This window comes from Corynebacterium sp. LK14 (assembly GCF_008042215.1).
Lineage (GTDB): Bacteria > Actinomycetota > Actinomycetes > Mycobacteriales > Mycobacteriaceae > Corynebacterium > Corynebacterium striatum.
Genome location: NZ_NOVQ01000019.1, coordinates 61,543 through 84,167, shown reverse-complemented (window position 1 = coordinate 84,167; position 22,625 = coordinate 61,543). Strand labels below are relative to the sequence as shown.

The window sequence follows — 22,625 nt, the reverse complement described above, 5'->3', positions numbered from 1 at the left end:
CGGAGAGATTCAGCCTCGGGCGGAGAAGATCAGCCTCGGGCGGAGACAAGCGAAGTTGGAAAGTGCTGCTAAATGGTTTTAGGTGTACAGGCCGCGTTCAACGGACTTGGTTGCCTTGCCTGGGACTAACTTCTTGAGTTCCTTGGTGGACTGGATGGTCTTCTCAGGTGCCTTAACCTTCTTGATGTTCTTGAAGCCGATAAAGCCCACGATGGCTGCGAGAACCAGCATGATGAGGAAGACGATCAGGAACGCTGCCCAGCGATCGAGCCAGAGGTCGAGCAGCTCCGCAAGAAAGAAGAAAAAGAAGAAAGAGCTGTACAGCGCGATGGTGCCAGCGACGCCGAACATGCCGGCACCGATGCCGCCCTTCTTGGCGGATTGAGCAAGCTCGGTCTTGGCGAGCTCAACCTCGGAGCGGACGAGCTGAGACATCTGCTCGGTAGCGTTGGAGACCAGCTGTCCCACGGATACCTCACCGGGCCTCGAGGTATCTGCATCGCTGAGCGGGATAGCATTGACCTTCGGTGCGAATTGGTCCGATCCGTCAGTGAATAGTCCGTCGTTGCTCACGGTTAGTAACTCCTAGCGTTTGTCTAAATCTGTAGTGGCCATAGTAGTGAAACCTGACAACTGCGTGTGTGAGGAATCGCAGAGGCCGCACACGTCTATCCTAGAGGATATGGCAGAAAATGACCCGTTGGCCCCGCTCTTTGCATTACCTGGGGTGGAAAATGCGGCTGCGCAAGCGGTTCAGAAAATTTCTCGCGCACATCGCCGCCCGGCGGGTTTACGGAAATTCGATGTTATTTCCGCAGAGTCCGCGATGCGCGGTGCACGGGCTGCGGTGTTCGTCGAAGGCCTAAATATCTCCCCGAATTTGCAGCCCGAAGATGCGGCCGACGGGCCCCTTGCAAACGCTATTAGTACCTACTCGGTGCTGGCGCCCGAGGTGCAATCGACTACTGTGCGCACCTTTGCGCGCTCGCCGCTCCAGGTTCTCGCGCGACTCGACGTTGCGGCGGGCGGAACGGGCATTCCGGCGGCGTCGGGCGCCGCGCGTGTCCAAGCCTTGGCGCGTCTCATCAGCAGTGGTAGCGGAATGATTTTTGACCGGTTGCTCCCAGTGGTGTTACATGCGGAGCTCGCTGCTTACGACGTCTTCGGCTCGCGCAGTCACCTCATCGGCATGGTTGTCGCCCGCATCGCGGCGATTTACAGTGGCTTCGACCCGCGTGGCTTTGCGGTCCCCGAAACCTACTACAACCGCCACCGCGATGAGTATTGGGAAGCCATCAGCGCTTATCCGGAGCAGCCTGGCAAAACCTTGGAGTTTCTGCTTAAGGCGTGGATTGCGGGCGGGGAAGAAGCGGACGGCATCGCGCGGTCGGCCTAGGCGCTGTTCTTGGGTTCCCAGAAGGCCGAGGGGCGCTGTGACAGCCACAGGCCAGCCGCCACAACTGCTGCGATTCCGGCCACCACCGCGGAACCGATGCCTACCTCCTTCGCGCCGGGCATCGTAAAGAGGGGGACCGGGTCCTTGAAAGTGCGGATGTCCCAGCCTTGTTCCAAGGCGTGCTTTTTCATGTGTCGGTCAGGATTGACCGCAACGGGGTGGCCCACCATTGCGAGCATCGGGATGTCTGTGGCCGAATCGGAGTATGCATAGGACTCGCCGAGATCGACGCCCAGTTTCTCCGCGATGTCACTTATTGATTGCGCCTTGGCAGGCCCTTTGCAATAGAAGAGGATTTCCCCGGTAAAGCGGCCGTCGCTTTCTTCTAGCTCGGTGGCTGCCACGCGCGTGATGCCGAGCTCCTTGGCGATGGGGCGCACCAGCGCTGATGCGGAAGCTGAGATGATGACCACCTCGTGGCCCGCCGATTGATGGAACGTGATGAGCTCGCGGGCCTCGGCATAAATGGCCGGGGTGACCACGTTGTGCATCGTCTCAGCCACGATGTTGTGGACCTCATCCACCGACCAACCTGCGACCATTGCTGCTAACTGGTCGCGGGTGGCGTCCATCTGTTCGCTGGATTGGCCTGCAAACATGTAGCCCGCTTTTGCAATCGACATTTGCAGGGCTTCCGACGGCGTGATGAGTCCGTTGTGCATGAACTCCTTGCCGAAGGCGAATGCGGAGGAAGTGGCGATAATGGTTTTATCCAGATCGAAGAAAGCAGCCACGCGGGAATCACCGCTGGGCACGGGGGAATCGGCAGCGGTGGGGGCGGCTTCCGTGCCGATAGCTTCAGCACGGTGGGGATCGAGAATCATACTGTGACCAATGTTAAGGGTGTTACGCGGTGGCGGCAAGGTTGGCGGAACTTTGTGATTTCTCTCGTGCGGCATTTGGTCTGGGGCCTTGGGTGCCTTGCGCCGTGGTTGCTGTTGTCAATGGCCCGCTTCCATGCCATAATGAGCGGTGCAAGGCCCCGATATACTGTGCGGCCTGCCCCGGCTCACCCCCCCCGATGCCGGGTTACCGATGACCCGCGCACACCCCCCCGAGGCGCGGGTCATCATCTATTTCCGCCCTGTTTGTGCACGCGAAGGTCAAGGCAAAGGAAAGTACAAAACGGCTGTTTCTCCACACATATTTGCTGACACGTCACGCTGCATCGCTACAACGCGTTTCCAATAGGTGCGTTATCCACAGCGAGAAAATTGCCTCTAGAAACAGCGGCTATGTCACCCGCAGGCTTAAGGCATGAGTTCACAAGACGTCACCATCGCCATCGCCGTGGGAGATTCCGCGTTGCGCGCCGAGGTTCTTGCAGCAGCCGCTGCTACCAGCGTGCACGTCACCACGGTGGAAGACCCACGCGACTTTCCGCGGCACCTGCCCAAGGCCAGCGTTGTCATCGCAGACAAGCTCACCGCGGCTCTCGTGGCCAAATACAGCGTTGCCCCGGTTTTCTTCGTTGTGGCCGACCCCGGCCCCATTGACTACGAGGCCGCGATGAAATGCCGCAGCGCCGAAGCCTTCATCGTGCCTGCTGAGTCGAAGCAGCTCTTGAGTGCGCTTGCGGATCAGGTGAGCCCACGTGAGCAAAGCGGCGGATCTTTCGCGCTCGCAGTGGTTGGCGCAGCCGGGGGAGTGGGCACATCTACCTTTGCCTATGCGCTCGCGGTGGAGGCGGGAGCAGGGCTGCTTGTCGACGCCGCTCCTTACTCCGGTGGGCTCGATCTTCTCGCTGGTATCGAGGAGGAACCAGGGGCAAGGTGGCCGGATCTTGCATCGGGAAGTGGCGCCGTAAACGCCACGGACCTGCATCGAGCGGTGCCGCGGCACGGAAACCTGGGGGTGCTGGCGGCGTCGCGAAGCGCACATGCGCAGGTAGCGACCCTCAAGCCAGCGCGGCGCGAGGCCATCTTCCAAGCAGCTGCGTTGCACCCACAAGGTGCTGTCTTTGATGCCGCGCCGGGCGATATCCCGCAAGTCTGTGAACACGTGATCATCGTCTGTGCTGCTGAGGTGCGCTCTGCCGCGGCGTGTGCACAGCTGGTTGGGGGGCTGCGTGCGCAGCAGATGGCGTGCAGCGTTGTGGTTCGGCATCGGCAGTGGTCGGGGCTTGAGCCGGAGGATATTGCGAACATCGTGCACTGCGACCCGATTGCGGAGATTCCCACTGTGCGCGGGTTGACCAAGGCCGTGGAGACAGGCGGTTTGCGCAGCATACCGCGCCCGTTGCGCGCAGCTGCCCAGCGAGTGATCGACGAGGTGCTTTCATGAGTAACACCAGCCTCCTGGATAAGCTGCGCGGAATTGTGGCTGCCGAGCCGGAGCTCGTGGCCGACACCACGGCACTGGCGCGGCGTATCCGCACCGAGGCAGGCGTCATCAGTGATGGTGATGTTCTCGACCTTTTGCGCCGCCTGCGCCATGACTCGCTTGGGCTCGGGGTGCTGGAACCGATTCTGGCGCAGCCGGGGCTGAGCGACGTTGTGGTCAACGGTCCACGCAGTTGCTTCATCGACCGTGGCAGCGGCTTGGAGCCGGTGCCCGTCAGCTTTGCCAGCGACGCCGAGGTACGCCAGCTTGCCACCCGCCTCGCGTCGGTGGCGGGTGTGCGCCTCGATGACGCACAGCCTTTCGCCGATGGAAGGCTCGCGCGGCCCGATGGCACAGCCCTGCGCCTGCACGCGCTGCTTGCCCCGCCTTCTGCGGGCGGCACCTGCATTAGCTTGCGCGTGCTCCGCCAAGCACAAACGAGCCTTGACCAACTGGTGGCAAGCGGCAGCATCGCAGCAGAGGTCGAGCCCCTGCTGCGGGCGATTGTGGAACGCCACGCTTCCTTCCTGGTCATTGGCGGAACGGGAGCGGGCAAGACTACCTTGCTCTCAGCGATGCTGGGTACGGTGCCAGACTCTGAGCGCATCCTCGTGATTGAGGACACCGCGGAGCTTGCGCCTTTGCATCCGCACGTGGTGACGCTGGTGGCGCGGCGCGCTAACGCGGAAGGCCGCGGTGAAATCACGATGGCGCGGCTCCTGCAGCAATCGCTGCGCATGCGCCCCGACCGCATCGTGGTGGGAGAAATTCGCGGAGCGGAAGTTGTGGACTTGCTTGCCGCGCTCAACACCGGCCACGACGGCGGTGCTGGGACCCTACACGCGAACTCGGTTTGGGAGGTACCAGCGCGCATGGAGGCCCTCGCCGGGCTCGGCGGCCTGGACCGCGACGCACTGCACTCGCAGCTGGCGGCGGCGGTACACGTGGTGCTTGCGATGGAACGGCGGCCAGAGGGCCGGTGCCTGGCGCACATCGGGCTGCTCGAAGGAAACCCCGTGGTGCCCGAGCTTATCTGGAGCATCGATACCGGCAAGGGGCCCGGTTACGGGGACTTCGCTGAGCGCTTGGGGGTTGCGCCATGACCTTTTTACTCCTAGCGGGAGCGGCCCTTGTGATGCAGCCTCCGGCAGCTCGCCGGCTGCAACCAGGCAACGCGCGGACTCGCCCTGCCGGGCTACTTGTGGTTCCGGTGGTCTTCTGCGGGGTGCTCGGCTGCTACGTATTCGGGCGTGTCAGTGTCGCAGTGGCCGTGTTGTTCGTTGTGGCCTGTGCGGTCTGGTACATCCGCGACGTCAATCAAGCCCGCCAAGCCCGGCGCGGTCGGGAACATCTGGCTACCTTCCTCGGCACGGTTGCCGCGGATCTCAGGGCGGGTGCCACCACGGCGGGTGCGCTGCAACGCGGTGTGAACTCGGTACCTGCAGAATGCCCCGCGGCGGTGCGGCTGCCGCTTCAAACTGCGGCTGGATTGGCTGCTCACGGTGGGCATATTCACGCCCCGCTCGTGGAGGCCACGGACCCAGCGGTAGTGCGCCTTGGCCACGTCATACGCATGTCGACGGCGCACGGGGTCGCGCTCGCAGAACTTATCGAGCAGGCCCAGGCCCAGCTCGATGCCGCGCGCCGCCACGCCAAATCCACGGAGTCTTCGCTGCAGGGCCCGCAGGCCACCGCGCTTATCCTGGCCTGTTTGCCGTTGGCCGGCATCGCGATGGGAGGGGCGATGGGAGCGGATTCATTATCGTTCCTGTTAGGCGGGGGATTAGGGGGCCTGCTTCTCGACGTCGGTGTGGCCCTTGCCTGTGCAGGCTTTGCCTGGTCGCGCTACATCCTGCGGAGGGCTGCGGCATGATGACCTTGCTTTGTCTGGCCCTAGCGCTTCTTATTCCCACGGCCCCGCCGCTGCGTCGTCTCGTGCGGCCAAAGACGCCACGCGATGGTCCGCGGCAGCAGCCAGCGCCTCTTGATGTTGCGGCTGACCTCGAGCTCTTCGCGGTGTGCGTGGAGGCGGGCCTGTCGGTGCGCGATGCGTTGGCTGGGGTGGCGTCGACAAGCGCCTGCCCCGCGTGGCAGGAAGCTGCCGCGCTGCTGGGGGTTGGTGCGCCGATGTCTTCGGCCATCGCGGTCCTGCGTGAACAACCGCAGTTGGCGGATCTGGCGGGTCTGCTTGATCTCTCGGGTGAATCCGGCGCCGCGATTGCCGCGGGCTGTCACCGCCTGGTGGAGACGCTGCGCGCGGAGGCCGCCGCGAATGCTGTGGCACGCGCTGAGCGCGCCGGGGTATTCATCGCGGTTCCGCTAGCCGTGTGCTTTCTGCCAGCGTTCATCGTCTTGGGGCTCGTGCCCGTGATTATCAGCCTGGGGACCCAGCTGCTTTAGAAACCTATCCACTAATACGAATCTCACACATCAACTACAGAAACCAGCACTACAAAGGAGAAAAATATGAAAGTTCTAGCTACTCGCATGAAAGCCGTCTTAGGCAACGACGAGGGTATGTCGACGATCGAATACGCCATGGGCTCACTCGCTGCTGCGGCGCTGGCTGCGGTACTTTATGCAGTCATCAATGGCGGACAGGTTCCCGACGCCATCGAATCCATCATCACCGACGCGCTCTCCAATACTCCGCGCTAGGCTATGCAACTCATCCGCATCCTGCGTAATGACACGGGCTCGGTCACCATCGAGGCGGCTCTGGGGTTAAGTTCGCTGGTCATCGTGGCCGCGGGCGCAGTCGCCGGGGTGGCAACGATGGCGGCACACCTCGCGGCTGTCGACGCCGCTGGGGCAGCCGCCCGTGCACATGCCATCGGGGAGCCCTTCTCGAGTGACGGGGCAAGCGTCGACGTTGCTGAGCATGGCGGGCTCGTGACCGCACAAGCCACGGTGCCGGCCCCGCTCGGGTCGATGAAGGCGCGTGCTGTGTTCCCTGCTGAGATCGGGTCCACGCGATGAACCGCTGGCATAACTCCGATGCTGGCTATGCCACCGTGGCCAATGCGGGTATCATCGTGGCCATCGTGTCCCTCTTGCTCGGCGTCACCGCCGTAGCGGGGCGGGTGGCTGCGCGCCACGAAGCGCAGGTTGCGGCGGACATGGCTGCCGTGGCGGCTGCTTGGGACCACGCCCGGGGCAGGGACGCGTGCGCCCAGGCGCGGGAGACGGCCGCGCACAACGAATCGACGCTGCGGGAGTGCCGAGTGGTCGAACGCGACGTCATCGTCACCGTTGCCGTACGGCGGGTGGAGGCGGTGGCGCGGGCCGGGCCTGTCTAAGCGTCGGCAGGCATGGGCCCTGATTGCGTCATCGTCACCAGCGCGCCCAACAGCTTGATGGCGCCTGCCTTGTCCAGCGGGTTGTTGCCGTTGCCGCACTTCGGTGACTGCACGCAGGACGGGCAGCCCGACTCGCACGGGCAGGAGACCACCGTCTCGTAGGTGGTGGCTATCCACTCGGGGAAGCGGCGGAAGCCCTCGTCGGCAAAGCCGGCGCCGCCGGGGTGACCGTCGTACACAAACACCGTGGGCAAGCCCGTGTCCGCATGCTGCGCGGTAGAGACGCCGCCGATATCCCACCGGTCACACGTTGCAATCAGCGGCAGCAGACCGATGGCGGCGTGCTCCGCCGCGTGCAAGGTGCCAGGCGTATCCGCTGCGGTGACGCCCATCGCTGCAAGTACCAGCGGATCGATGGTGTACGCCACCGCGCGGGTATGCAGGCGCTGTTGCGGCATCTCCAGGGCAATGTCATCGCCCACCGTGCCATCAGGCAAACGCACCTGATAACCCGTCACTTGGTCGATGACCTCTACCTCGACGTTGGCTACCCACAGCCCCGGCGCGTAGTTCACCAGTTCGTCGGCCTCGCGCACGATTCGAATATCCGTGGTCGAGCGCGGGGTCGTGGTGTACTCCGGGGTGTCCGGCTTAGCCAGCGCCAGGTAGTCGGCGAAGTGCAGCTCCTCGATGACGTAGCTCTCGCCCTGGTGTAGATACACCGCGCCGGGATGGACCTGGCTGGCGGCGCGTGTGGCGTCGATTGTGCCGAGCAAACGCCCGTCAGAAGCATCCACGATCATGACCTCTTCGCCCGAACCACCGCGCAGCGACACCGCCGCGTGGGCAGTCTCCGGCGTGAGCTCCTCCCCAGCCGGAATCGGCGCGGCGAACCATCCGCGGTCGCGGCGGCGCAGCAGCCCCCGCTCCGCCAGAGCATGCACCACGTCGTGCGCCCCGAGCTGCTCGATTTCCGCATCCTGGAGCGGCTTCTCGACGGCCGCGCAGTAGACGTGCCCGAACAGGATATAGGGATTCGCCGGGTTGAACACGCTCGTCTCAACTGGCTTGCCCAGCAGCGCGTCAGGGTGGTGCACCAGGTAGGTATCCATCGGCTCGTCGCGTGCCACCAACACCACCACGGAGCCTTGCCCGCGCCTGCCCGCGCGGCCTGCTTGCTGCCAAAAACTTGCCACCGTGCCCGGAAACCCCGCGGTGATGACGGCATCCAATCCGCCCACATCGATACCTAGCTCCAGCGCCGAAGTCGTCGCCACGCCCAACAACTCACCGGAATCGAGGGCCTTTTCCAACTTGCGCCTGTCTTCTGCCAGGTAGCCCGCGCGATACGCAGCGATGCGGCGGGCGAAATCCGGCCGGCCCAACGCGCCCGAAAGGTCTTCCGCCGTGCGCAGCGCCACTACCTCCGCGGCGCGCCGGGAACGCACGAAAGTCAAGGTGCGCGCGCCCTCTGCCACGAAGGTCGCCATCATTCCGGCAGCTTCCGTGGTCGCGGCGCGGCGAACCGGGGCGCCGTTTTCGCCTTCAGCGCCTTCAATGAAGCCCGGCTCCCACAACGCCACCGTTCGCGCGCCCGTCGGCGCACCGTCCTCGGTCACCTCGCGGGTTTTACGCCCCGTCAAACGCTGCGCATGGATGGCCGGGTCCTTCATTGTGGCGGAGGCAGAAATGACCACTGGGCGCGCTCCGTAGTGATCGCACAGCCTTAATAGGCGGCGCAACACCAACGCCACGTTCGCGCCGAAGACCCCGCGGTAGGAGTGGCACTCGTCGATCACAATGAAGCGCAGATGCCGCAGGAAGCGTGCCCAGCGCTGGTGGGAGGCCAGCATCGACATATGAATCATGTCTGGGTTGGAGAAAATGAACCGCGCGTCATCCCTGATTCCGGCGCGCGCCTCGGTGGGAGTATCGCCGTCGTAAGGCGCGGCAACCATCCCGCGCAGCTCCTCGACCTCCCTGCACATCTGCAAAACGGAGTGCAGCTGGTCCGAGCCCAGCGCCTTTGTGGGGGTGAGATACAACGCGCACGCAGTAGGGTCACTTGCCAACGCAGTGAGGATGGGAAGCAGGTATCCCAAGGACTTGCCCGAAGACGTGCCTGTGGCCACCACGACGTCATTTCCCTGCCAGGCGTGCTCGGCTACCGCGACCTGATGGGAGTAGAGCTTGTGCACGTCACGGCCCTCAAGGAAGGCGCGCAGCCCAGGGAGAACCCATTCGGGCCACGGCGCATAGCTGGCCGGTTTCGCCGGCAGGGTGGTGGTGAAAGTGCATGTGGATCCGTCGTAGCGTCGCTGCAGGAGCTCGACGAGTTCTTCGCCAAGAGGGTTGGTCACGCTACCCCCTTTCCCGAAAATCTTTTGCGTCAAACTATCGCCTACTGAAAAAACGTGCCACACTGGGAGGCAGGCCGATGAATTCTTGGCTCAGTGTTTTTCTTTTTGTTAGTGCTGGCGAAGATTTGTTTTCCACAATCCAATTTTTCGTCCACACCGAGTGGACACTCACATAGAAGGTTTAACACCATGGCACAAGGTACCGTCAAGTTCTTCAACGCAGAAAAGGGCTACGGCTTCATCGAGATGGAAGATGGCTCCGGCGACATCTTCGTTCACTACTCCGAGATTCAGGGCAACGGCTTCCGTACCCTCGAAGAGAACCAGAATGTCTCTTTCGAGGTAGCTGAGGGGCAGAAGGGCCTGCAGGCACAGAACGTGACTGCTCTCTAAAACTTTAATTCGCGCAACCCCTTAGGAATGATTTTCCTAGGGGGTTTCTGCGTATCCGCGGCGGGTATCCCACCACTCCAGCAGAGCGTTTTGAACCTTCTGTAGGCCAAAGCCGATGATGATTGCGGCGATAATACTGACCACCATCGCGAGCGCCGGCGAATCGGAGAAGGCCATACCTCCCACATAACCAATGGCTAGCGCTTGGGCAGCCCAGATGGAGACGCCTATGGTGTCGAAGAAGAAAAACAGCGGCCACGGATAGCGCATCGAACCCAACAGAATGGTCATGAATAGTCGCGCTGAGGGAATGAAGCGGGCAATGATGATTGCGGCGCCACCGCCGCGGCGCATGTTGCGCTTGACCCACGCTAGGCCCTCGTAGGCTTTGGAGCCCTTTTGGACGCGGTTGACCAAGGCCATTAAGCGGGTTCCCAGAAGGAAACAGAGATTATCGCCCAGAATGGCTGCCACCAATGCGACGAAGAACATAGTGGGGACGTGCGGGTACCCCTGCGACGCGGACCAAGCACCCACCATATTGAGTGGGATTTCAGAGGGCAGGACGGGGAAGAAACAGTCTAGGAAGATCAGGCTTCCCACCAGCGGGTATACCCATTGGGTGAGCATGACCATTTCGATCCATGCGGTGACGGATGCAACCATCATTCCTCCCCATCGGGCGTGCTGTTCGTGTTAGTGTGCCTTTTACTGTGCCCTGTGCTGAGGCGCTGTCAGGAAACGTGGCCCCCAAAGCTACAGCTGGCTGTAAAGCGACCAGTATAACCGCGCTTAAACAAGGCAGCGCAGCTGCCCTAATAAATACAGAGAAAAAGAACTGTGTACGCTATTGCTCAATTGCCTTTTATTATGCGCGATCCTGAAGCGCTAAAAAGGGTTTGAAACAGCGACATGATATCGCGTCATCGAAAGGGATGAAGTCGAGTGGCAGAAGCAGCCGGGAAAACCCTGGTCATCGTCGAGTCAGCGACCAAGGCTAAGAAGATCCAGCCCTACCTAGGCGACAAATACATTGTTGAAGCCTCCGTGGGGCACATCCGCGATCTTCCACGCGGCGCTGCTGACGTCCCTGCGAAGTACAAGAAGGAATCCTGGGCCCGCCTCGGCGTGAACCCTGAGGACAACTTCACCCCGCTGTACGTCATCAGCCAGGAGAAAAAGAAGAAGGTCGCAGACCTCAAGGCCAAGCTGAAGCAGTGCGATCAGCTCTACCTCGCAACAGACCCGGACCGCGAGGGCGAAGCCATTGCTTGGCACCTGCTCGAGGTTCTCAAGCCCAAGGTCCCTGTGCGCCGAATGGTCTTCAACGAGATCACCAAGTCCGCCATCTTGGAGGCGGCAGAAAACACCCGTGAGCTCGACGAGAACCTCATTGATGCCCAGGAAACCCGCCGCATCCTCGACCGCCTCTACGGTTACGAGGTGTCCCCGGTTCTGTGGAAGAAGGTCATGCCGCGCCTGTCCGCCGGCCGCGTGCAGTCCGTTGCTACCCGCGTCATCGTCGAGCGCGAGCGTGAGCGCATGGCGTTCATCTCTGCTGAGTATTGGGACCTGACCGCTTCCCTGCAGACGCAGGGCAATGTTAAGGAGGAGTTCGACGCCCGCCTGACCGCCATCGACGGCAAGCGCGTTGCCTTGGGTCGTGACTTCGACGATAGGGGCCAGCTCAAGAGTGATGAGGTGGTCGTCGTCAAGCAGTCGCAGGCGCACGCGCTTGCCGACGCCCTCCAGGGCGCCACCTTCGACGTTTCCAGCGTCGAGCACAAGCCATATACCCGCAAGCCTTATGCGCCGTTCATGACTTCGACGCTGCAGCAGGAGGCAGGCCGTCGCCTGCACTACACCTCCGAGCGCACCATGCGTATCGCGCAGCGTCTCTACGAAAACGGTCACATCACCTATATGCGTACCGACTCGACCTCGCTGTCCAAGCAGGGGCTCAACGCCGCGCGTGGGGCCGCAAGTTCCATTTTTGGTTCGGAGTACGTCTCTGAGTCGCCGCGCATCTACGACCGAAAGGTGAAAAACTCCCAGGAGGCCCACGAGGCTATCCGCCCAGCCGGCGAGAATTTCGCCACCCCAGGCGAGCTCTCCAGCAGGCTCGACGCGGAGGAGTTCAAGCTCTACGAGCTCATCTGGAAGCGCACCGTGGCCTCTCAGATGGCTGACGCCAAGGGCACCTCCATGAAGGTCACCGTGGCGTCCACCGCCACCACCTCCGAGGGCGCACAGGACGTGGAGTTCTCCGCCACCGGCCGCACCATCACCTTCCCGGGCTTCCTCAAGGCTTACGAAGATGTGGCTGCCAAGAATTCCGACGGCGAGTCCCGCCTGCCGCACCTGGACGAGGGCGATGACCTCGCCGTCACCAAGGTGACGGCAGACGGCCACTCCACCAACCCGCCGGCCCGCTACACCGAGGCCAGCTTGGTTAAGAAGATGGAAGACCTAGGCATCGGCCGACCGTCGACGTACGCCTCCATCATCAAGACCATCCAGGACCGCGGCTACGTGCTTTCCCGCGGCAACGCCCTGGTTCCGTCCTGGGTTGCCTTCGCGGTCATCGGCCTGATGGAAAACAACTTCACCGAGCTGGTGGACTACGACTTCACCTCCTCCATGGAGGACGAGCTCGATGCCATTGCCGCCGGCACCGAGAACGGAACCGACTGGCTCAATGGCTTCTACTTCGGCAACGCCGCAGCCAAGGACCAGAAGGCGGACTCGATTGCCCGCCACGGCGGTCTGAAGTCGCTCATCGACATCAACCTCGAGGCCATCGACGCCCGCCAGGTCAACTCGCTGAAGCTTTACACCGACTCGGAAGGCCGCGACGTCTTCGTGCGCGTGGGCCGCTATGGCCCGTACATCGAGCGCGTCGTGGGCACCAACGAGGACGGCACGCCTGAGTACCAGCGCGCCAACCTTTCTGAGACCACCACCCCGGATGAGCTAGGTGAAGAGCTCGCTGAGAAGCTCTTTGCCACCCCGCAGGGTGGCCGCGAGCTGGGTGAGAACCCTGCTAATGGGCGCATGGTCGTGGCCAAGGAAGGCCGCTTTGGTCCTTACGTGACCGAGCAGGTGCGCGACGATGAGCGCGAAAAGGCCGAGGCCGAGGCCCTCGAGGTAGTCAAGCAGGAGCGCGAGGCCGAAGACAAGCAGCGCGCCGAGGAAGGCAAGCGCGCCAAGAACTGGGAGACCAAGACTGCGGAAAAGCAGAAGGAAAAGCGCATCGCCGAGTACATCGACGAAAAGCTCAAGCCGGGCACTGCTTCGCTGTTTAGCTCGATGGAGCCATCTTCTGTCACCTTGGAAGAGGCGCTCAAGCTGCTGTCCCTGCCGCGTGAGGTGGGCGTGGATCCTTCCGACAACGAAGTCATCACCGCGCAGAACGGCCGCTACGGCCCGTACCTGAAGAAGGGCAGTGATTCCCGCTCGCTGGCTAACGAAGAGCAGATCTTCTCCATCACCTTGGACGAGGCGCGCCGCATCTACGCGGAGCCGAAGCGCCGTGGCCGCGCCGCCGCGCAGCCGCCGCTGAAGCAGCTGGGTGACAATGACGTCTCCGGCAAGCCGATGTCCGTCAAGGATGGCCGCTTCGGCCCGTACGTCACCGACGGCACCACGAATGCTTCGCTGCGCCGCGGCGACGATCCAGCAACGCTTACCGACGCCCGCGCCAACGAGCTGTTGTCCGAGCGCCGTGCCAAGGAGGCCGCGGATGGCGGTAAGAAGACCACCAAAAAGGCTGGGAAGAAGTCGACCAAAAAATCGACCAAGAAATCCACGAAGAAGGCAACCAAGAAGTCGGCGAAGAAGCCTTCGCCAGGCACTAAGAACGTGGTTAAGGCAGGCAGCCGCAAGTAGCGATGGACTTCCTACAACGCACTGAGGAGGGCGCCGCCGCGCTGTGGCGGGCGGTATATCCCGCAATCACCGATCCCGCCGGCCACCCCGCGCGCCTTGGTTTTCTAGCTGCCGGGGAGGCCAGCGCTTGGGCGCGCATCTTCGGGTTTGAGCCCCGGCTTCTCGACGCCACAGTAATAGCTACTCTATGCACCCAAACGGCGAACCCGGTGCTGCGCGGTGGCCTTGCCGCCGGTTCGGTGGGCCAGTACTGCAAGCGCGGCGAACCGAATGCTCTGGGCATTGCCGCCATTGCCTTGCATCACGGGGCTTATCTGTATCTTTTGCGTGCGCAGCGCAACGACAAGCTGGGCTGGGGCCTGCGCATCGGCGTGTGGGCTGGCGGCCTTGCCGTATCTAAGGGCCGCTACCGCGCGGCCACCGCCGTGGCTGGTGCGGCTGTCGCCGCCACTTCGGCGCTCGCAGGGGATCCAGCCTTGCGTGCAGACGCCACGAAGGGCGCGAGCCACGGCGCCAACCTCATCCTCTTCTCAGAGGGGCTTACCCTCGCACGCACCCTGCCCGTCAACCCGCTGCGTGATAGCCGCCTGCTGGGCGCCGCCGAGGCCGCTAGCCGCGTGCTTGGCCACTTCCTTCTGGTTGATGCACTGGAGCGCCACTGACGGGTGATTCAATGCCGCTAGGCGGCTGCCTTTTTAGTTCTGGCCGCATCGTCTTGCCATAAGAAATTCGGCGATGCAGCCACTCGAATGGGCCCGGCTTGCCAAAGTATTCGAGAAGGCAGGCCAGCAGCAGAGTGAGCAGCCAGTTGCCCACCGCCAACAAGGCCAAGCCGGAGGCATAGAACTGGGAGCCGATGTTTAAGGTGAACGGGAAAATCACCGTGAAGAAGATGATCGACTGCATGATGTAGCCGCTCATCGAGCGCTTACCCAGCGCACTAAATGGCCACAGCCACCAGGGCAGTGTCTGCACCTTCTCTAGCACCAGCGCGAGCATCGCCAAGATGCCCGGGCCGGTAATCACGCCGACGAAGGTGTTGAGAAGATAGAAGGCCCCCTCGGCTTCCGCGGGGAGCACGCCGATAGCAGCAAGGCCCCACGGCAGGCCCACGCCCAAGATGATCACTGCTGCAATGCCCGCCCAGATGCGCAGCTCGGTGCGGTGAGACGCGACGTCGGCAAGCGTGCCCTGGCGCGCCCACGTAAAGCCCACCAACATGATGGGTCCGTACATGAGCATGAACGGCCCGGCGCTAACAGCCTGCCCCAACAGCATCAATAATCCATCCAGCACCCACTTCCCATAGGATTGGGGAAGCTCGGAAAAGATGACGTAATTCATGCCTAATTCCGGAACCAAAAGCGTAAACACAAACGCACCGATTCCAAGAACCGCAATGATGGTCAGCAGGGTATAAGCGATCTTCTTGAGGGTTTTATCGTGCAGGGTAATAAACATGCTGATGACCAAAGCGCAGCAGCCGTAGAAAAACATGATGTCGCCATTGAAGATGAACACCAGGTGGATAATGCCGAAAAGGGCCAGGAAGCCGTAGCGCTTGATGATGACCATGCGCGCCTGGCCGAGCGGGAAGCCGCGGCGCCAAAGGCTCAGGGTGATAAGCCCAATACCGAAGCCCAGGAGCGTGGAGAACATCGGCAAGCCGCGGTTATGCGCGAACATCGCGGTAAAGAGCACGGTTACCTTATCCCACACGTTGCCGGAATCGATGCCGCCGAAGTACTGGCCGTCTGGATGGGCGGTGGTAATCCACCCAGTGCAGACGTTGGCTAGGGCGATGCCGAGAAGAGCCATGCCACGAGCTACGTCGGGCACGATCATGCGAGGTCGAGACTGAGACACTGCGGAGGTCATGGGCCGCATGTTACAGGTCTTATGAAATTTCTTCTCGGTTACTATGCTGCTATTGCTCCGCGCGCTCAGCAAGCGTGGGGCGGATAGGGCGTGCCAGTCGCGTCATGCGGCGTCGTCCGCGCAGCTCAATGGACTTCATCATGGTCCAACGCGCCTGTTCAGCCTCGTTGGCACCGCGCAGCGTGGCGGAGTTAGTCAGCACTTGGCCCGGGGTGTCCTTGGCCAGCTCGGTCAGGCGCGCCGCCTCGTTTACTGCGTCACCGATGACGGTGTACTCGAAGCGATCTGCGCCGCCGATGTGGCCGGCCACCACGTGACCCGCCGCGACGCCGATGCCTGCCTGCAGCTCCAAGCCACGCAGCTCCTGACGCAGCTCGCGCGCCGCCTGCAGCGCCATGGAGTTAGCGTCGTAGACGTTAAGCGGAGCACCAAATATGGCCAGCGCGGCATCGCCCTGGAACTTGTTGATGATGCCCTTGTTGCGGTGTACCACTTCGACTACGTGCTCGAAGAACTTGTTGAGCTCTTCGACGACCTCCTCCGGGGTGTGGTTGACCGCGAAGGTGGTGGAGCCGATGACGTCGATGAAAAGAACGGCTACCTTGCGGTCCTCGCCGCCCAGCTCGGGGCGTTCCTCCAGCGCGCGCTGGGCCACCTCCGTGCCCACGTAGCGGCCAAAGATATCGCGCAGGCGTTGACGCTCGCGCAGGCCGCGCATCATCTCATTAAAACCTGCCTGCAGCACGCCCAACTCGGATCCGTCATAAATATCGACCTGCACATCATTTTCGCCGCGGCGCACGCGGTTGATGGCATCCTGTAGCTCCAGGATGGGGTCAACCACGCTCATCATCGCGAAGATGGTACCGGTAAAACCAGTTCCCAGGGCGGTCAGCGCAAGGGCGATTACCGCGGGCATGATGTCGGTGGAGTTATCGGTAAACAGTCCCGCGCGCTGGCCCAGCAGAACGAGCACGATTCCGATCAAGGGAATGCCCGACGTCATCACCCAGGTGAAGATGAGGCGGTACTTGATGGGCGGCTCCAGCGTGGAGTCCTCGAAGCGGCGGGCCACGGCCTGTGCGGCTACTGGGCGCACCAGACGCTCGGCTTGCAGGTAGGTCAGCAGGACCACCAGCAGTCCCGCCAAGGTGGTGGACACACCGACCACCAGACCCAAACGGCCCGAGGACTGCGAGGCGATAACTACGGCGAGGATGATGCCGATGACCCACACCAAGGCCGCCACCGCGGCTTGGTAAACCGGGATGCGTAGCACGAGGTTGCGCACCATGTTGGGATCATGGGCGTCGGGATTGCGCTGCCAATCCAGCACCGGACGGAAAAGCAGCAGGGTAACCGCGATGCCGATCACCACAGCGAAGGTCACGTATAGGGCGCCGACGAGCTCGAGGTGGGGCACGTCGGAGGTGAAGTCCTTGATTTCCGGCATCGGCAGGAAGAAGACCACGAAGGTCATAATCGCGATGGCGCCGACGATGTTAGATCCCAGAACGAGCGTGGCGTACATCGGCCATTGGGTGCCCATAAGCCAGCGGGCGCCACGCAGTAGTCTGTTCATGATTTATTACTTTAGTTATCCCAGTAGGCTAGGGCGAGTGAATACCGGAAGCGTTGCGCAACGATTGGCAGATACCCCGGCGGTGGCCCACACAATCCTGGCCGCCGCGCGGGCAGCCCGCGGGGAGGGGGACCCGCGTGCCATGAGCCACTCGTGGCTGTTCACGGGCCCGCCGGGTGCTGGAAGGTCTCTGGCTGCGCTCTGCTTCGCGGCCGCGTTGATGTGTACTAGCGCTGACGAAAATGGGGACCCCGGCTGCGGCCAGTGCGAGGCCTGCCGCGGCGTACTCGAGCAACAAAAACACACCGACTTGGTCTACGTGGACCCCCAAGAACAATTCATCACCGTGGGCGAGGCCCGCGAGGTGATCGGCCGCGCCGCGAGCCTTCCCAGCGTGGCGCCGTGGCGCGTGGTCATCTTCAATAAGGCCGATCGCTTCCGCAACGAGGCTGCCAACGCGCTTCTCAAGACTGTTGAGGAGCCGCCGGAGCGCACCGTCATCATCATGGTCGCCCCGTCGGAGGACCCGCAGGACTTTTCCCAGACCCTGCGATCACGCTGCCGCCACCTTTATATCTCGGCACCGAGCGTCGACGGCATCGTCAAGCAGCTCACCGCCGAGGGCGCCAGCGAGCACGACGCCCGCCTGGCTGCCGTGACCAGCCTGCGCCACGTGGGCCGCGCGCGTCACTTGGTGCAGGATCCCGGCGTGCAGAAGCGTCGCGCCATGGCCATCAACCTGGCTGAGGAGGTCTACCGCGGGTCGCAGGCTTTCCAAGCAGTAACGGCATTGCTGAAGTTCGTGGAGACCGACGCCAAGAATTCCCGCGCCGAGCAGGATGCGGCGGAGCTGGCCAAGCTGGAGCAGTCCTTTGGTGTGGGTGCCAAAGGTAAAGGTGCGGCCCGGGCGCAGCGCGACGCCAAGTCGGCACTCAAGGAACTCAAGGATTTGCACAAGAAGCGCGCTAAGCGCCGGATTACGGACGGCTTGGACATGGCGCTCATCGATCTAGCGGGAATCTACCGCGATGCCCTCATGCTCAAGGTCGGTGCCCAAGTGGAGATGACGCACCCGGATTTCGCTGGATTGGCAGGCGAACTGGCCGAGCGCGTGAGCGAGGACGGTCTGCTCGCGGCGCAGTCCGCGATTCGCACCTGCCGTGAACAACTTCTGCAGAACGCCAACCCCCAAGTGGCCTTCGACGGCATGGTGGGGCGGTTGCGTTTGGCCCGCTAGAGCCTGCTTTCCGACGCCGCTCCGTACGCGATTTCCGGAACCCGCCAGCACTGCGATAGAATCCCTTTTGCTGCATATGCAGTGCGCCGCTTTAGCTCAGTCGGTAGAGCATTTCACTCGTAATGAAAAGGTCGTGAGTTCGATTCTCACAAGCGGCTCCACTAAAACCCCACCACTTGCCGTGAGCAGGCGGTGGGTTTGACGGTTTTCGGCTCTTGAATACTGCAAACACCCAGGCCTGAATGCCCAGAACTGCAGGTGGGGATCGGGGCGTCGGGGACTGAAGCGCCCCAGGTTTTGTCCCGTTTCAGTAGATGGGAAAATTTGGAACATGCCGAAGAAGTTTGACCAGGAGGCGAAGGACCGAGTCGTCCGCTTGGTAGAAGATCGCATTCTGGTGGAGAGCATTTCGACTCAGGAAGCATGCAAGATCGTGGCAGCAAAGCTGGGCGCGTTGTGGCACGCAGCGAGGCAATGGACGCAAGCCCGCTCGACGCGAAGTGCGTGTTGTGGAATCAATGCCTGAGGACCTTGCTGCAGAAACGCACGGTTGCGTCGAGAAAATCGCCAGCTGCGGGACACCAATGAGTTATTGAAGGCCGCTTCGGCTTTTTCGCATCCGAACTCGACTGAGAAACGTTAAGAAATGATCCGGTTCGTTGATGAGCATCGGAATCGTTTCTGCGTCGAGTTCATCTGCCAGACGTTAAACACGCATCGCGAAGGCGGTTTTCTTAGCTCGCGTGGACACCGCCAATCCAAGGCCCGGGGCTTAAGCGCCCGCGCTCTTCGCGACGCTGCCCTTGTAGAGCATATTCGCGACGTTCACGCTGAAAATCACAGCGTCTACGGCGTGCGGAAGATGTGGCGCGTGCTGCGCCGCCAGGGCGTTGACATTGGCCGCGAGCACACAGCCCGGCTGATGCGCAGCGCTGGTCTGTCCGGCAAGGGAAAAGGTGGGGCACCAATTACGACGCGTAAGCCCACAGGCCCGGATCTTCACCCAGACTTGGTAAATCGGGAATTTAGGCCCCTTGCCCTCATCGGCTGTGGGTGGCGGACATTACCTACGTGCGCACCAGGAAAGGGTTCGTGTAAACAGCTTTCGTCACTGATGTGTACTCCTGGAAGATTGTCGGGTGGGCGCTGTCGGCTTTCGATGCGCGCCGAAGCCTTTGCAGCTGCAGACGCGCAACCAGGCGACCATGTGTGCCAAGGAAACAACGGGCTTGGTTCACCATTTAGACCACGGCTCGAAATATGTGAACCGTGGTCTAAAACGAGCGCCTGGCTGAGTACGGAAGTACTGTGTTTACCGCCACTGTTGGTGTTTCCTATGACAATGCTTTGGCTGAGAACGTCAACGGCTCCTACAAAAATGAGCTGATTCATGGGCGAACATGGGCCGATGTCGTCGACGTGGAAATCGCCACGTTCGAGTGGGACAACTGGTGGACCGAATCACGGCTCCACCAGAGCTTGGACTATCGCATGCCGGTTGAATTTGAAGCCGAGTTTTGGGAACACCACCCCAGTCAAGAAATAATCGAAATCAAGGCACATGCCTAGGAACAAAACCCAGGACACTTCAAAATCTCCTGTTTTCGCTTTGGCGGAGTCGGGTGAATGAGCGGACCATGGTATCGCACAGTGCGGGTTTGCTGGTCAGGTATGTGGGATGTTACACAGATAAATCTAAGCGTTAGGTTAGATAGCTTAGTGGGATAGACTATTTTGAATATTGAGGCTTTCTATCCTTGGCATTAGGACTGAGTTTGGGTGTTTTCGCCCCTAAGCGGGGTCCAAGTTAATACGCCTGTTTTCTCTTTGTGAGGAAGCATTAGCTTCGGTGTTCTTAGATTAATAACTTAAGAAAGGGGAAAGATGGATTTCCATCGAACGCTGCCGCAGGGTAGCGTTTTGAAAAGGCTGAACAGCGGTAGCGCATTTTTTGCGCTGTTCGTGGTTTTAGTCATGGTGCTGTGCACTGCGGTAGTGTCGTGGGCGCAGGATGATAAGCAAGTTTTTGAAGGTTCAATGACTGCGCCGGGCTCTAATCATTTTCAGGTGCGGCCACAGCAAGGAGAGGACTGGGAGCCTGCCTATTGCATGAACCTTCATCGTGCTTATCCCACGGCGCTGGGGAAAGAGGGAGCAGACGGACTTCCGCAGTTCAAGAAGTCTGATGACCCATCCGATCTGGGAGCTTTCACTGAAAAACAAGGTGAGGAGCTTACGCAAAAGCTTTTGGCTTTGATGTGGGTTGGTTATCCCAATGACGCTACGGGAGCCATTAAGAAGGGCGATCTGACTAAAGAACAGTTGCGAGATGCTACGCAGAATGCGATTTGGCATTTGACTGACGGTTACGACGCTGCGCATCAATTGAGTGGAGACGCACTCAAGGCTTACAAGGTTATGATTGGCCAAAGCCAGTCCGAGACCTTGACTTTTGGTACGAAATTCGAGCTAAAGCAAGTTCCTAAGGGTTCTAAGCTAAATGTTTACGTACCTACCGACAACGTTAATCCGCCGGCCGGATATACGCAGTGGCAAAACCTGTTGAGCAGCCAGTTTTTTGACGAGAACGATAAGCCGATCTCACCGGAGCCGAATAATCCTAACGAGCCAGGAGATGGCGAGTTTAAAGTTAACTTTGAGAAGTTAGATAAAGATACGAAGGAGTTTGTTGCTGGAGCGAAGCTGAAGTTGCAACCCCAGTTCAATAGCTCCACTATTAATGGGAAAGCAGGGGATTTCGATTGGGTTAGTAGTAAGGATGCGGCGAAGGAAATTAAGATGTCGCCCGGTGACTATCTGCTGAAGGAACTCCAAGCACCCCAAAACTACAAGCCTATTAACAAGCCGAGCTTCCCGATCGCGCAGGTTGTTGTTGCCAAAGACGGCAGCGTAACTGTTAATACTCAAGGCGATTCGGTGGTCTTCAAGGATGGCACAGTTAAGATCTTCAACGAGGCTGTGGCTCCTAAGTCTTCTGATGTGGTGATTTCTAAGACTGATGTTGCTGGTAAGGAGATTGCTGGGGCTCAGATTGAGGTTTGGTCTGCTGGTGCTGATGGTAAGAAGCTAGTGTCCTGGACTTCGGTTGAGGGTGAGTCGAAGACGATTCAGCTTGCTGCTGGTGACTATGTGTTTAAGGAAACTGTTGCGCCTGAGGGCTTTAAGGTGGTTTCTGATATCGCGTTCAGTGTTGATGCTGATGGCAAGGTGACTACGACTGATGTGCAGCAAACGGTTGATGGTGAGAAGGTTGCTACTGCTGATGGTGGCAAGCTGACTGTTATCGACGAGGCTGTGGCTCCTAAGTCTTCTGATGTGGTGATTTCTAAGACTGATGTTGCTGGTAAGGAGATTGCTGGGGCTCAGATTGAGGTTTGGTCTGCTGGTGCTGATGGTAAGAAGCTAGTGTCCTGGACTTCGGTTGAGGGTGAGTCGAAGACGATTCAGCTTGCTGCTGGTGACTATGTGTTTAAGGAAACTGTTGCGCCTGAGGGCTTTAAGGTGGTTTCTGATATCGCGTTCAGTGTTGATGCTGATGGCAAGGTGACTACGACTGATGTGCAGCAAACGGTTGATGGTGAGAAGGTTGCTACTGCTGATGGTGGCAAGCTGACTGTTATCGACGAGGCTAAGAAGACCGAGAAGACCACTGAAAGCACGCCTGTGGACCCGGGCACGTCTCCTACTTCTGGGGCTTCGGCGCCGTCCAAGCCGAAGGCTGGTAAGAAGGGCGGTACTGCTGATGGTGGCAAGTCGACTGCTATCACCGAGGCTAAGAAGACCGAGGAAACCACTGCAGGCACGCCTGTGAACCCGGTTACGTCTTCTGCCTCTGAGGCTCCGGCGCCGTCCAAGCCGCAGGCTGGTAAGAAAGGTTTGGCAACAACAGGCGTTCAGGTGGGCACTCTTACGCTGCTGGCCGGTATGCTGATTGCTGGTGGCGTCGTCCTAGTTTCTCGCCGTAAGAGGAGCTAAACCCTAAAGCTTGGCTCGCTTACTGAAAGCGGTCCAAGTTGTTGAAGCGCAGGTCAGTGATGCGCAAATATGCGTCACTGCCCTGCACTTCACTTTTTCGTGGGGTTAAGTAGCAAAAGACATGGAGGGTGTCGGAAGCTTTGTGTCTGAGGTTTAATCTTCAATCACGAAGGAGAGTGCGCAACAATGACTGCCTAAGTCCCCGAAGACACAT

21 protein-coding genes, 1 tRNA gene and 1 pseudogene are annotated in these 22,625 nt (G+C 60.7%); 17 read left to right on the top strand and 6 right to left on the bottom strand.

Annotated features, from left to right (window positions below):
- Positions 1 to 78: 78 nt before the first annotated feature.
- Positions 79 to 573, bottom strand: a complete 495-nt coding sequence (locus CHU71_RS12140) for a phage holin family protein (protein WP_005531246.1) — start codon at positions 571 to 573, stop codon at positions 79 to 81.
- 109 nt (positions 574 to 682) lie between these two features.
- Between CHU71_RS12140 and CHU71_RS12135 the strand changes: the two genes are divergently transcribed.
- Complete coding sequence (locus CHU71_RS12135; RefSeq protein WP_147761210.1) at positions 683 to 1,396, top strand: oxidoreductase; 714 nt, start codon at positions 683 to 685, stop codon at positions 1,394 to 1,396.
- Here the strand turns inward: CHU71_RS12135 and CHU71_RS12130 are convergent.
- Complete coding sequence (locus tag CHU71_RS12130) at positions 1,393 to 2,280, bottom strand: HAD family phosphatase (protein WP_147761209.1); 888 nt, start codon at positions 2,278 to 2,280, stop codon at positions 1,393 to 1,395. The two genes, CHU71_RS12135 and CHU71_RS12130, sit on opposite strands and share 4 nt — an antisense overlap.
- A 433-nt stretch (positions 2,281 to 2,713) precedes the next feature.
- On the opposite strand from CHU71_RS12130, the gene ssd reads away from it, so the two are divergent.
- From ssd to CHU71_RS12095, 7 genes are all read left to right on the top strand, one after another.
- On the top strand, positions 2,714 to 3,739 hold the full coding sequence (ssd, locus tag CHU71_RS12125) for a septum site-determining protein Ssd (RefSeq protein ID WP_147761208.1): 1,026 nt from the start codon (positions 2,714 to 2,716) through the stop codon (positions 3,737 to 3,739).
- Positions 3,736 to 4,881 (top strand): TadA family conjugal transfer-associated ATPase, encoded by a 1,146-nt coding sequence (locus CHU71_RS12120; protein WP_147761207.1) that lies wholly within the window; start codon positions 3,736 to 3,738, stop codon positions 4,879 to 4,881. Before ssd ends, CHU71_RS12120 begins: the two co-directional genes overlap by 4 nt.
- Complete coding sequence (locus tag CHU71_RS12115) at positions 4,878 to 5,651, top strand: type II secretion system F family protein (RefSeq protein ID WP_147761206.1); 774 nt, start codon at positions 4,878 to 4,880, stop codon at positions 5,649 to 5,651. Before CHU71_RS12120 ends, CHU71_RS12115 begins: the two co-directional genes overlap by 4 nt.
- Positions 5,648 to 6,178, top strand: coding sequence for a type II secretion system F family protein (locus CHU71_RS12110; protein WP_049147255.1), 531 nt, complete (start codon positions 5,648 to 5,650; stop codon positions 6,176 to 6,178). Before CHU71_RS12115 ends, CHU71_RS12110 begins: the two co-directional genes overlap by 4 nt.
- A 66-nt stretch (positions 6,179 to 6,244) precedes the next feature.
- Positions 6,245 to 6,436, top strand: coding sequence for a DUF4244 domain-containing protein (locus CHU71_RS12105; RefSeq protein ID WP_005531238.1), 192 nt, complete (start codon positions 6,245 to 6,247; stop codon positions 6,434 to 6,436).
- 3 nt (positions 6,437 to 6,439) lie between these two features.
- A complete protein-coding gene (locus tag CHU71_RS12100) occupies positions 6,440 to 6,757 on the top strand; it encodes a hypothetical protein (RefSeq protein ID WP_005531236.1) in 318 nt (105 codons plus the stop codon).
- A complete protein-coding gene (locus CHU71_RS12095) occupies positions 6,754 to 7,077 on the top strand; it encodes an Rv3654c family TadE-like protein (protein ID WP_005531234.1) in 324 nt (107 codons plus the stop codon). Before CHU71_RS12100 ends, CHU71_RS12095 begins: the two co-directional genes overlap by 4 nt.
- On the opposite strand, the gene CHU71_RS12090 is transcribed toward CHU71_RS12095, so the two are convergent.
- Complete coding sequence (locus CHU71_RS12090) at positions 7,074 to 9,437, bottom strand: DEAD/DEAH box helicase (protein ID WP_147761205.1); 2,364 nt, start codon at positions 9,435 to 9,437, stop codon at positions 7,074 to 7,076. The two genes, CHU71_RS12095 and CHU71_RS12090, sit on opposite strands and share 4 nt — an antisense overlap.
- Positions 9,438 to 9,626: 189 nt before the next feature.
- Here CHU71_RS12090 and CHU71_RS12085 point away from each other — a divergent pair, with 189 nt between their 5' ends.
- On the top strand, positions 9,627 to 9,830 hold the full coding sequence (locus CHU71_RS12085) for a cold-shock protein (RefSeq protein WP_147761204.1): 204 nt from the start codon (positions 9,627 to 9,629) through the stop codon (positions 9,828 to 9,830).
- Between the two features lie 36 nt (positions 9,831 to 9,866).
- On the opposite strand, the gene CHU71_RS12080 is transcribed toward CHU71_RS12085, so the two are convergent.
- Complete coding sequence (locus tag CHU71_RS12080) at positions 9,867 to 10,496, bottom strand: DedA family protein (RefSeq protein WP_034657454.1); 630 nt, start codon at positions 10,494 to 10,496, stop codon at positions 9,867 to 9,869.
- Positions 10,497 to 10,775: 279 nt separating this feature from the next.
- Here CHU71_RS12080 and topA point away from each other — a divergent pair, with 279 nt between their 5' ends.
- Positions 10,776 to 13,718, top strand: coding sequence for a type I DNA topoisomerase (gene topA, locus CHU71_RS12075; RefSeq protein ID WP_147761203.1), 2,943 nt, complete (start codon positions 10,776 to 10,778; stop codon positions 13,716 to 13,718).
- Between the two features lie 2 nt (positions 13,719 to 13,720).
- Entirely contained in the window at positions 13,721 to 14,380 is a 660-nt protein-coding gene (locus CHU71_RS12070) for a hypothetical protein (RefSeq protein WP_147761202.1), read from the top strand.
- On the opposite strand, the gene CHU71_RS12065 is transcribed toward CHU71_RS12070, so the two are convergent.
- Both CHU71_RS12065 and CHU71_RS12060 read right to left on the bottom strand, forming a co-directional pair.
- Entirely contained in the window at positions 14,328 to 15,596 is a 1,269-nt protein-coding gene (locus CHU71_RS12065; protein WP_240927124.1) for a DUF418 domain-containing protein, read from the bottom strand. The two genes, CHU71_RS12070 and CHU71_RS12065, sit on opposite strands and share 53 nt — an antisense overlap.
- A 49-nt stretch (positions 15,597 to 15,645) precedes the next feature.
- Positions 15,646 to 17,178 carry an adenylate/guanylate cyclase domain-containing protein gene (locus CHU71_RS12060; protein ID WP_147761201.1) on the bottom strand — a complete coding sequence of 511 codons (1,533 nt, stop codon included), beginning with the start codon at positions 17,176 to 17,178 and terminating at the stop codon, positions 15,646 to 15,648.
- On the opposite strand from CHU71_RS12060, the gene CHU71_RS12055 reads away from it, so the two are divergent.
- The 6 genes and pseudogenes from CHU71_RS12055 (at position 17,177) to CHU71_RS12030 (ending at position 22,411) form a co-directional block, all read left to right on the top strand.
- On the top strand, positions 17,177 to 18,415 hold the full coding sequence (locus CHU71_RS12055) for a DNA polymerase III subunit delta' (protein WP_147761200.1): 1,239 nt from the start codon (positions 17,177 to 17,179) through the stop codon (positions 18,413 to 18,415). The genes CHU71_RS12060 and CHU71_RS12055 overlap by 2 nt on opposite strands.
- Before the next feature lie 85 nt (positions 18,416 to 18,500).
- Positions 18,501 to 18,576, top strand: a tRNA-Thr gene (locus CHU71_RS12050).
- 136 nt (positions 18,577 to 18,712) lie between these two features.
- Positions 18,713 to 18,941, top strand: a pseudogene (locus tag CHU71_RS12045) (hypothetical protein).
- Positions 18,942 to 19,061: 120 nt separating this feature from the next.
- On the top strand, positions 19,062 to 19,802 hold the full coding sequence (locus CHU71_RS13210) for an IS3 family transposase (RefSeq protein ID WP_147761199.1): 741 nt from the start codon (positions 19,062 to 19,064) through the stop codon (positions 19,800 to 19,802).
- Positions 19,724 to 19,984: an integrase core domain-containing protein gene (locus CHU71_RS12035; RefSeq protein ID WP_255456446.1), complete on the top strand. Its 261-nt coding sequence runs from the start codon at positions 19,724 to 19,726 to the stop codon at positions 19,982 to 19,984. Before CHU71_RS13210 ends, CHU71_RS12035 begins: the two co-directional genes overlap by 79 nt.
- A 315-nt stretch (positions 19,985 to 20,299) precedes the next feature.
- Positions 20,300 to 22,411: a SpaA isopeptide-forming pilin-related protein gene (locus CHU71_RS12030; RefSeq protein WP_147761197.1), complete on the top strand. Its 2,112-nt coding sequence runs from the start codon at positions 20,300 to 20,302 to the stop codon at positions 22,409 to 22,411.
- The last annotated feature ends 214 nt before the right edge of the window (positions 22,412 to 22,625 follow it).

Coding starts and splice junctions, on each gene's coding strand:
- CHU71_RS12130 (WP_147761209.1), bottom strand. CDS start 2,280: ATGATTCTCGATCCCCACCGTGCTGAAGCTATCGGCACGGAAGCCGCC.
- CHU71_RS12110 (WP_049147255.1), top strand. CDS start 5,648: ATGATGACCTTGCTTTGTCTGGCCCTAGCGCTTCTTATTCCCACGGCC.
- ssd (WP_147761208.1), top strand. CDS start 2,714: ATGAGTTCACAAGACGTCACCATCGCCATCGCCGTGGGAGATTCCGCG.
- CHU71_RS12120 (WP_147761207.1), top strand. CDS start 3,736: ATGAGTAACACCAGCCTCCTGGATAAGCTGCGCGGAATTGTGGCTGCC.
- CHU71_RS12095 (WP_005531234.1), top strand. CDS start 6,754: ATGAACCGCTGGCATAACTCCGATGCTGGCTATGCCACCGTGGCCAAT.
- CHU71_RS12030 (WP_147761197.1), top strand. CDS start 20,300: ATGGATTTCCATCGAACGCTGCCGCAGGGTAGCGTTTTGAAAAGGCTG.
- CHU71_RS12065 (WP_240927124.1), bottom strand. CDS start 15,596: ATGACCTCCGCAGTGTCTCAGTCTCGACCTCGCATGATCGTGCCCGAC.
- CHU71_RS12085 (WP_147761204.1), top strand. CDS start 9,627: ATGGCACAAGGTACCGTCAAGTTCTTCAACGCAGAAAAGGGCTACGGC.
- CHU71_RS12080 (WP_034657454.1), bottom strand. CDS start 10,496: ATGGTTGCATCCGTCACCGCATGGATCGAAATGGTCATGCTCACCCAA.
- CHU71_RS12115 (WP_147761206.1), top strand. CDS start 4,878: ATGACCTTTTTACTCCTAGCGGGAGCGGCCCTTGTGATGCAGCCTCCG.
- CHU71_RS12100 (WP_005531236.1), top strand. CDS start 6,440: ATGCAACTCATCCGCATCCTGCGTAATGACACGGGCTCGGTCACCATC.
- CHU71_RS12135 (WP_147761210.1), top strand. CDS start 683: ATGGCAGAAAATGACCCGTTGGCCCCGCTCTTTGCATTACCTGGGGTG.
- CHU71_RS12105 (WP_005531238.1), top strand. CDS start 6,245: ATGAAAGTTCTAGCTACTCGCATGAAAGCCGTCTTAGGCAACGACGAG.
- CHU71_RS13210 (WP_147761199.1), top strand. CDS start 19,062: ATGATCCGGTTCGTTGATGAGCATCGGAATCGTTTCTGCGTCGAGTTC.
- CHU71_RS12060 (WP_147761201.1), bottom strand. CDS start 17,178: ATGAACAGACTACTGCGTGGCGCCCGCTGGCTTATGGGCACCCAATGG.
- CHU71_RS12055 (WP_147761200.1), top strand. CDS start 17,177: ATGATTTATTACTTTAGTTATCCCAGTAGGCTAGGGCGAGTGAATACC.
- CHU71_RS12070 (WP_147761202.1), top strand. CDS start 13,721: ATGGACTTCCTACAACGCACTGAGGAGGGCGCCGCCGCGCTGTGGCGG.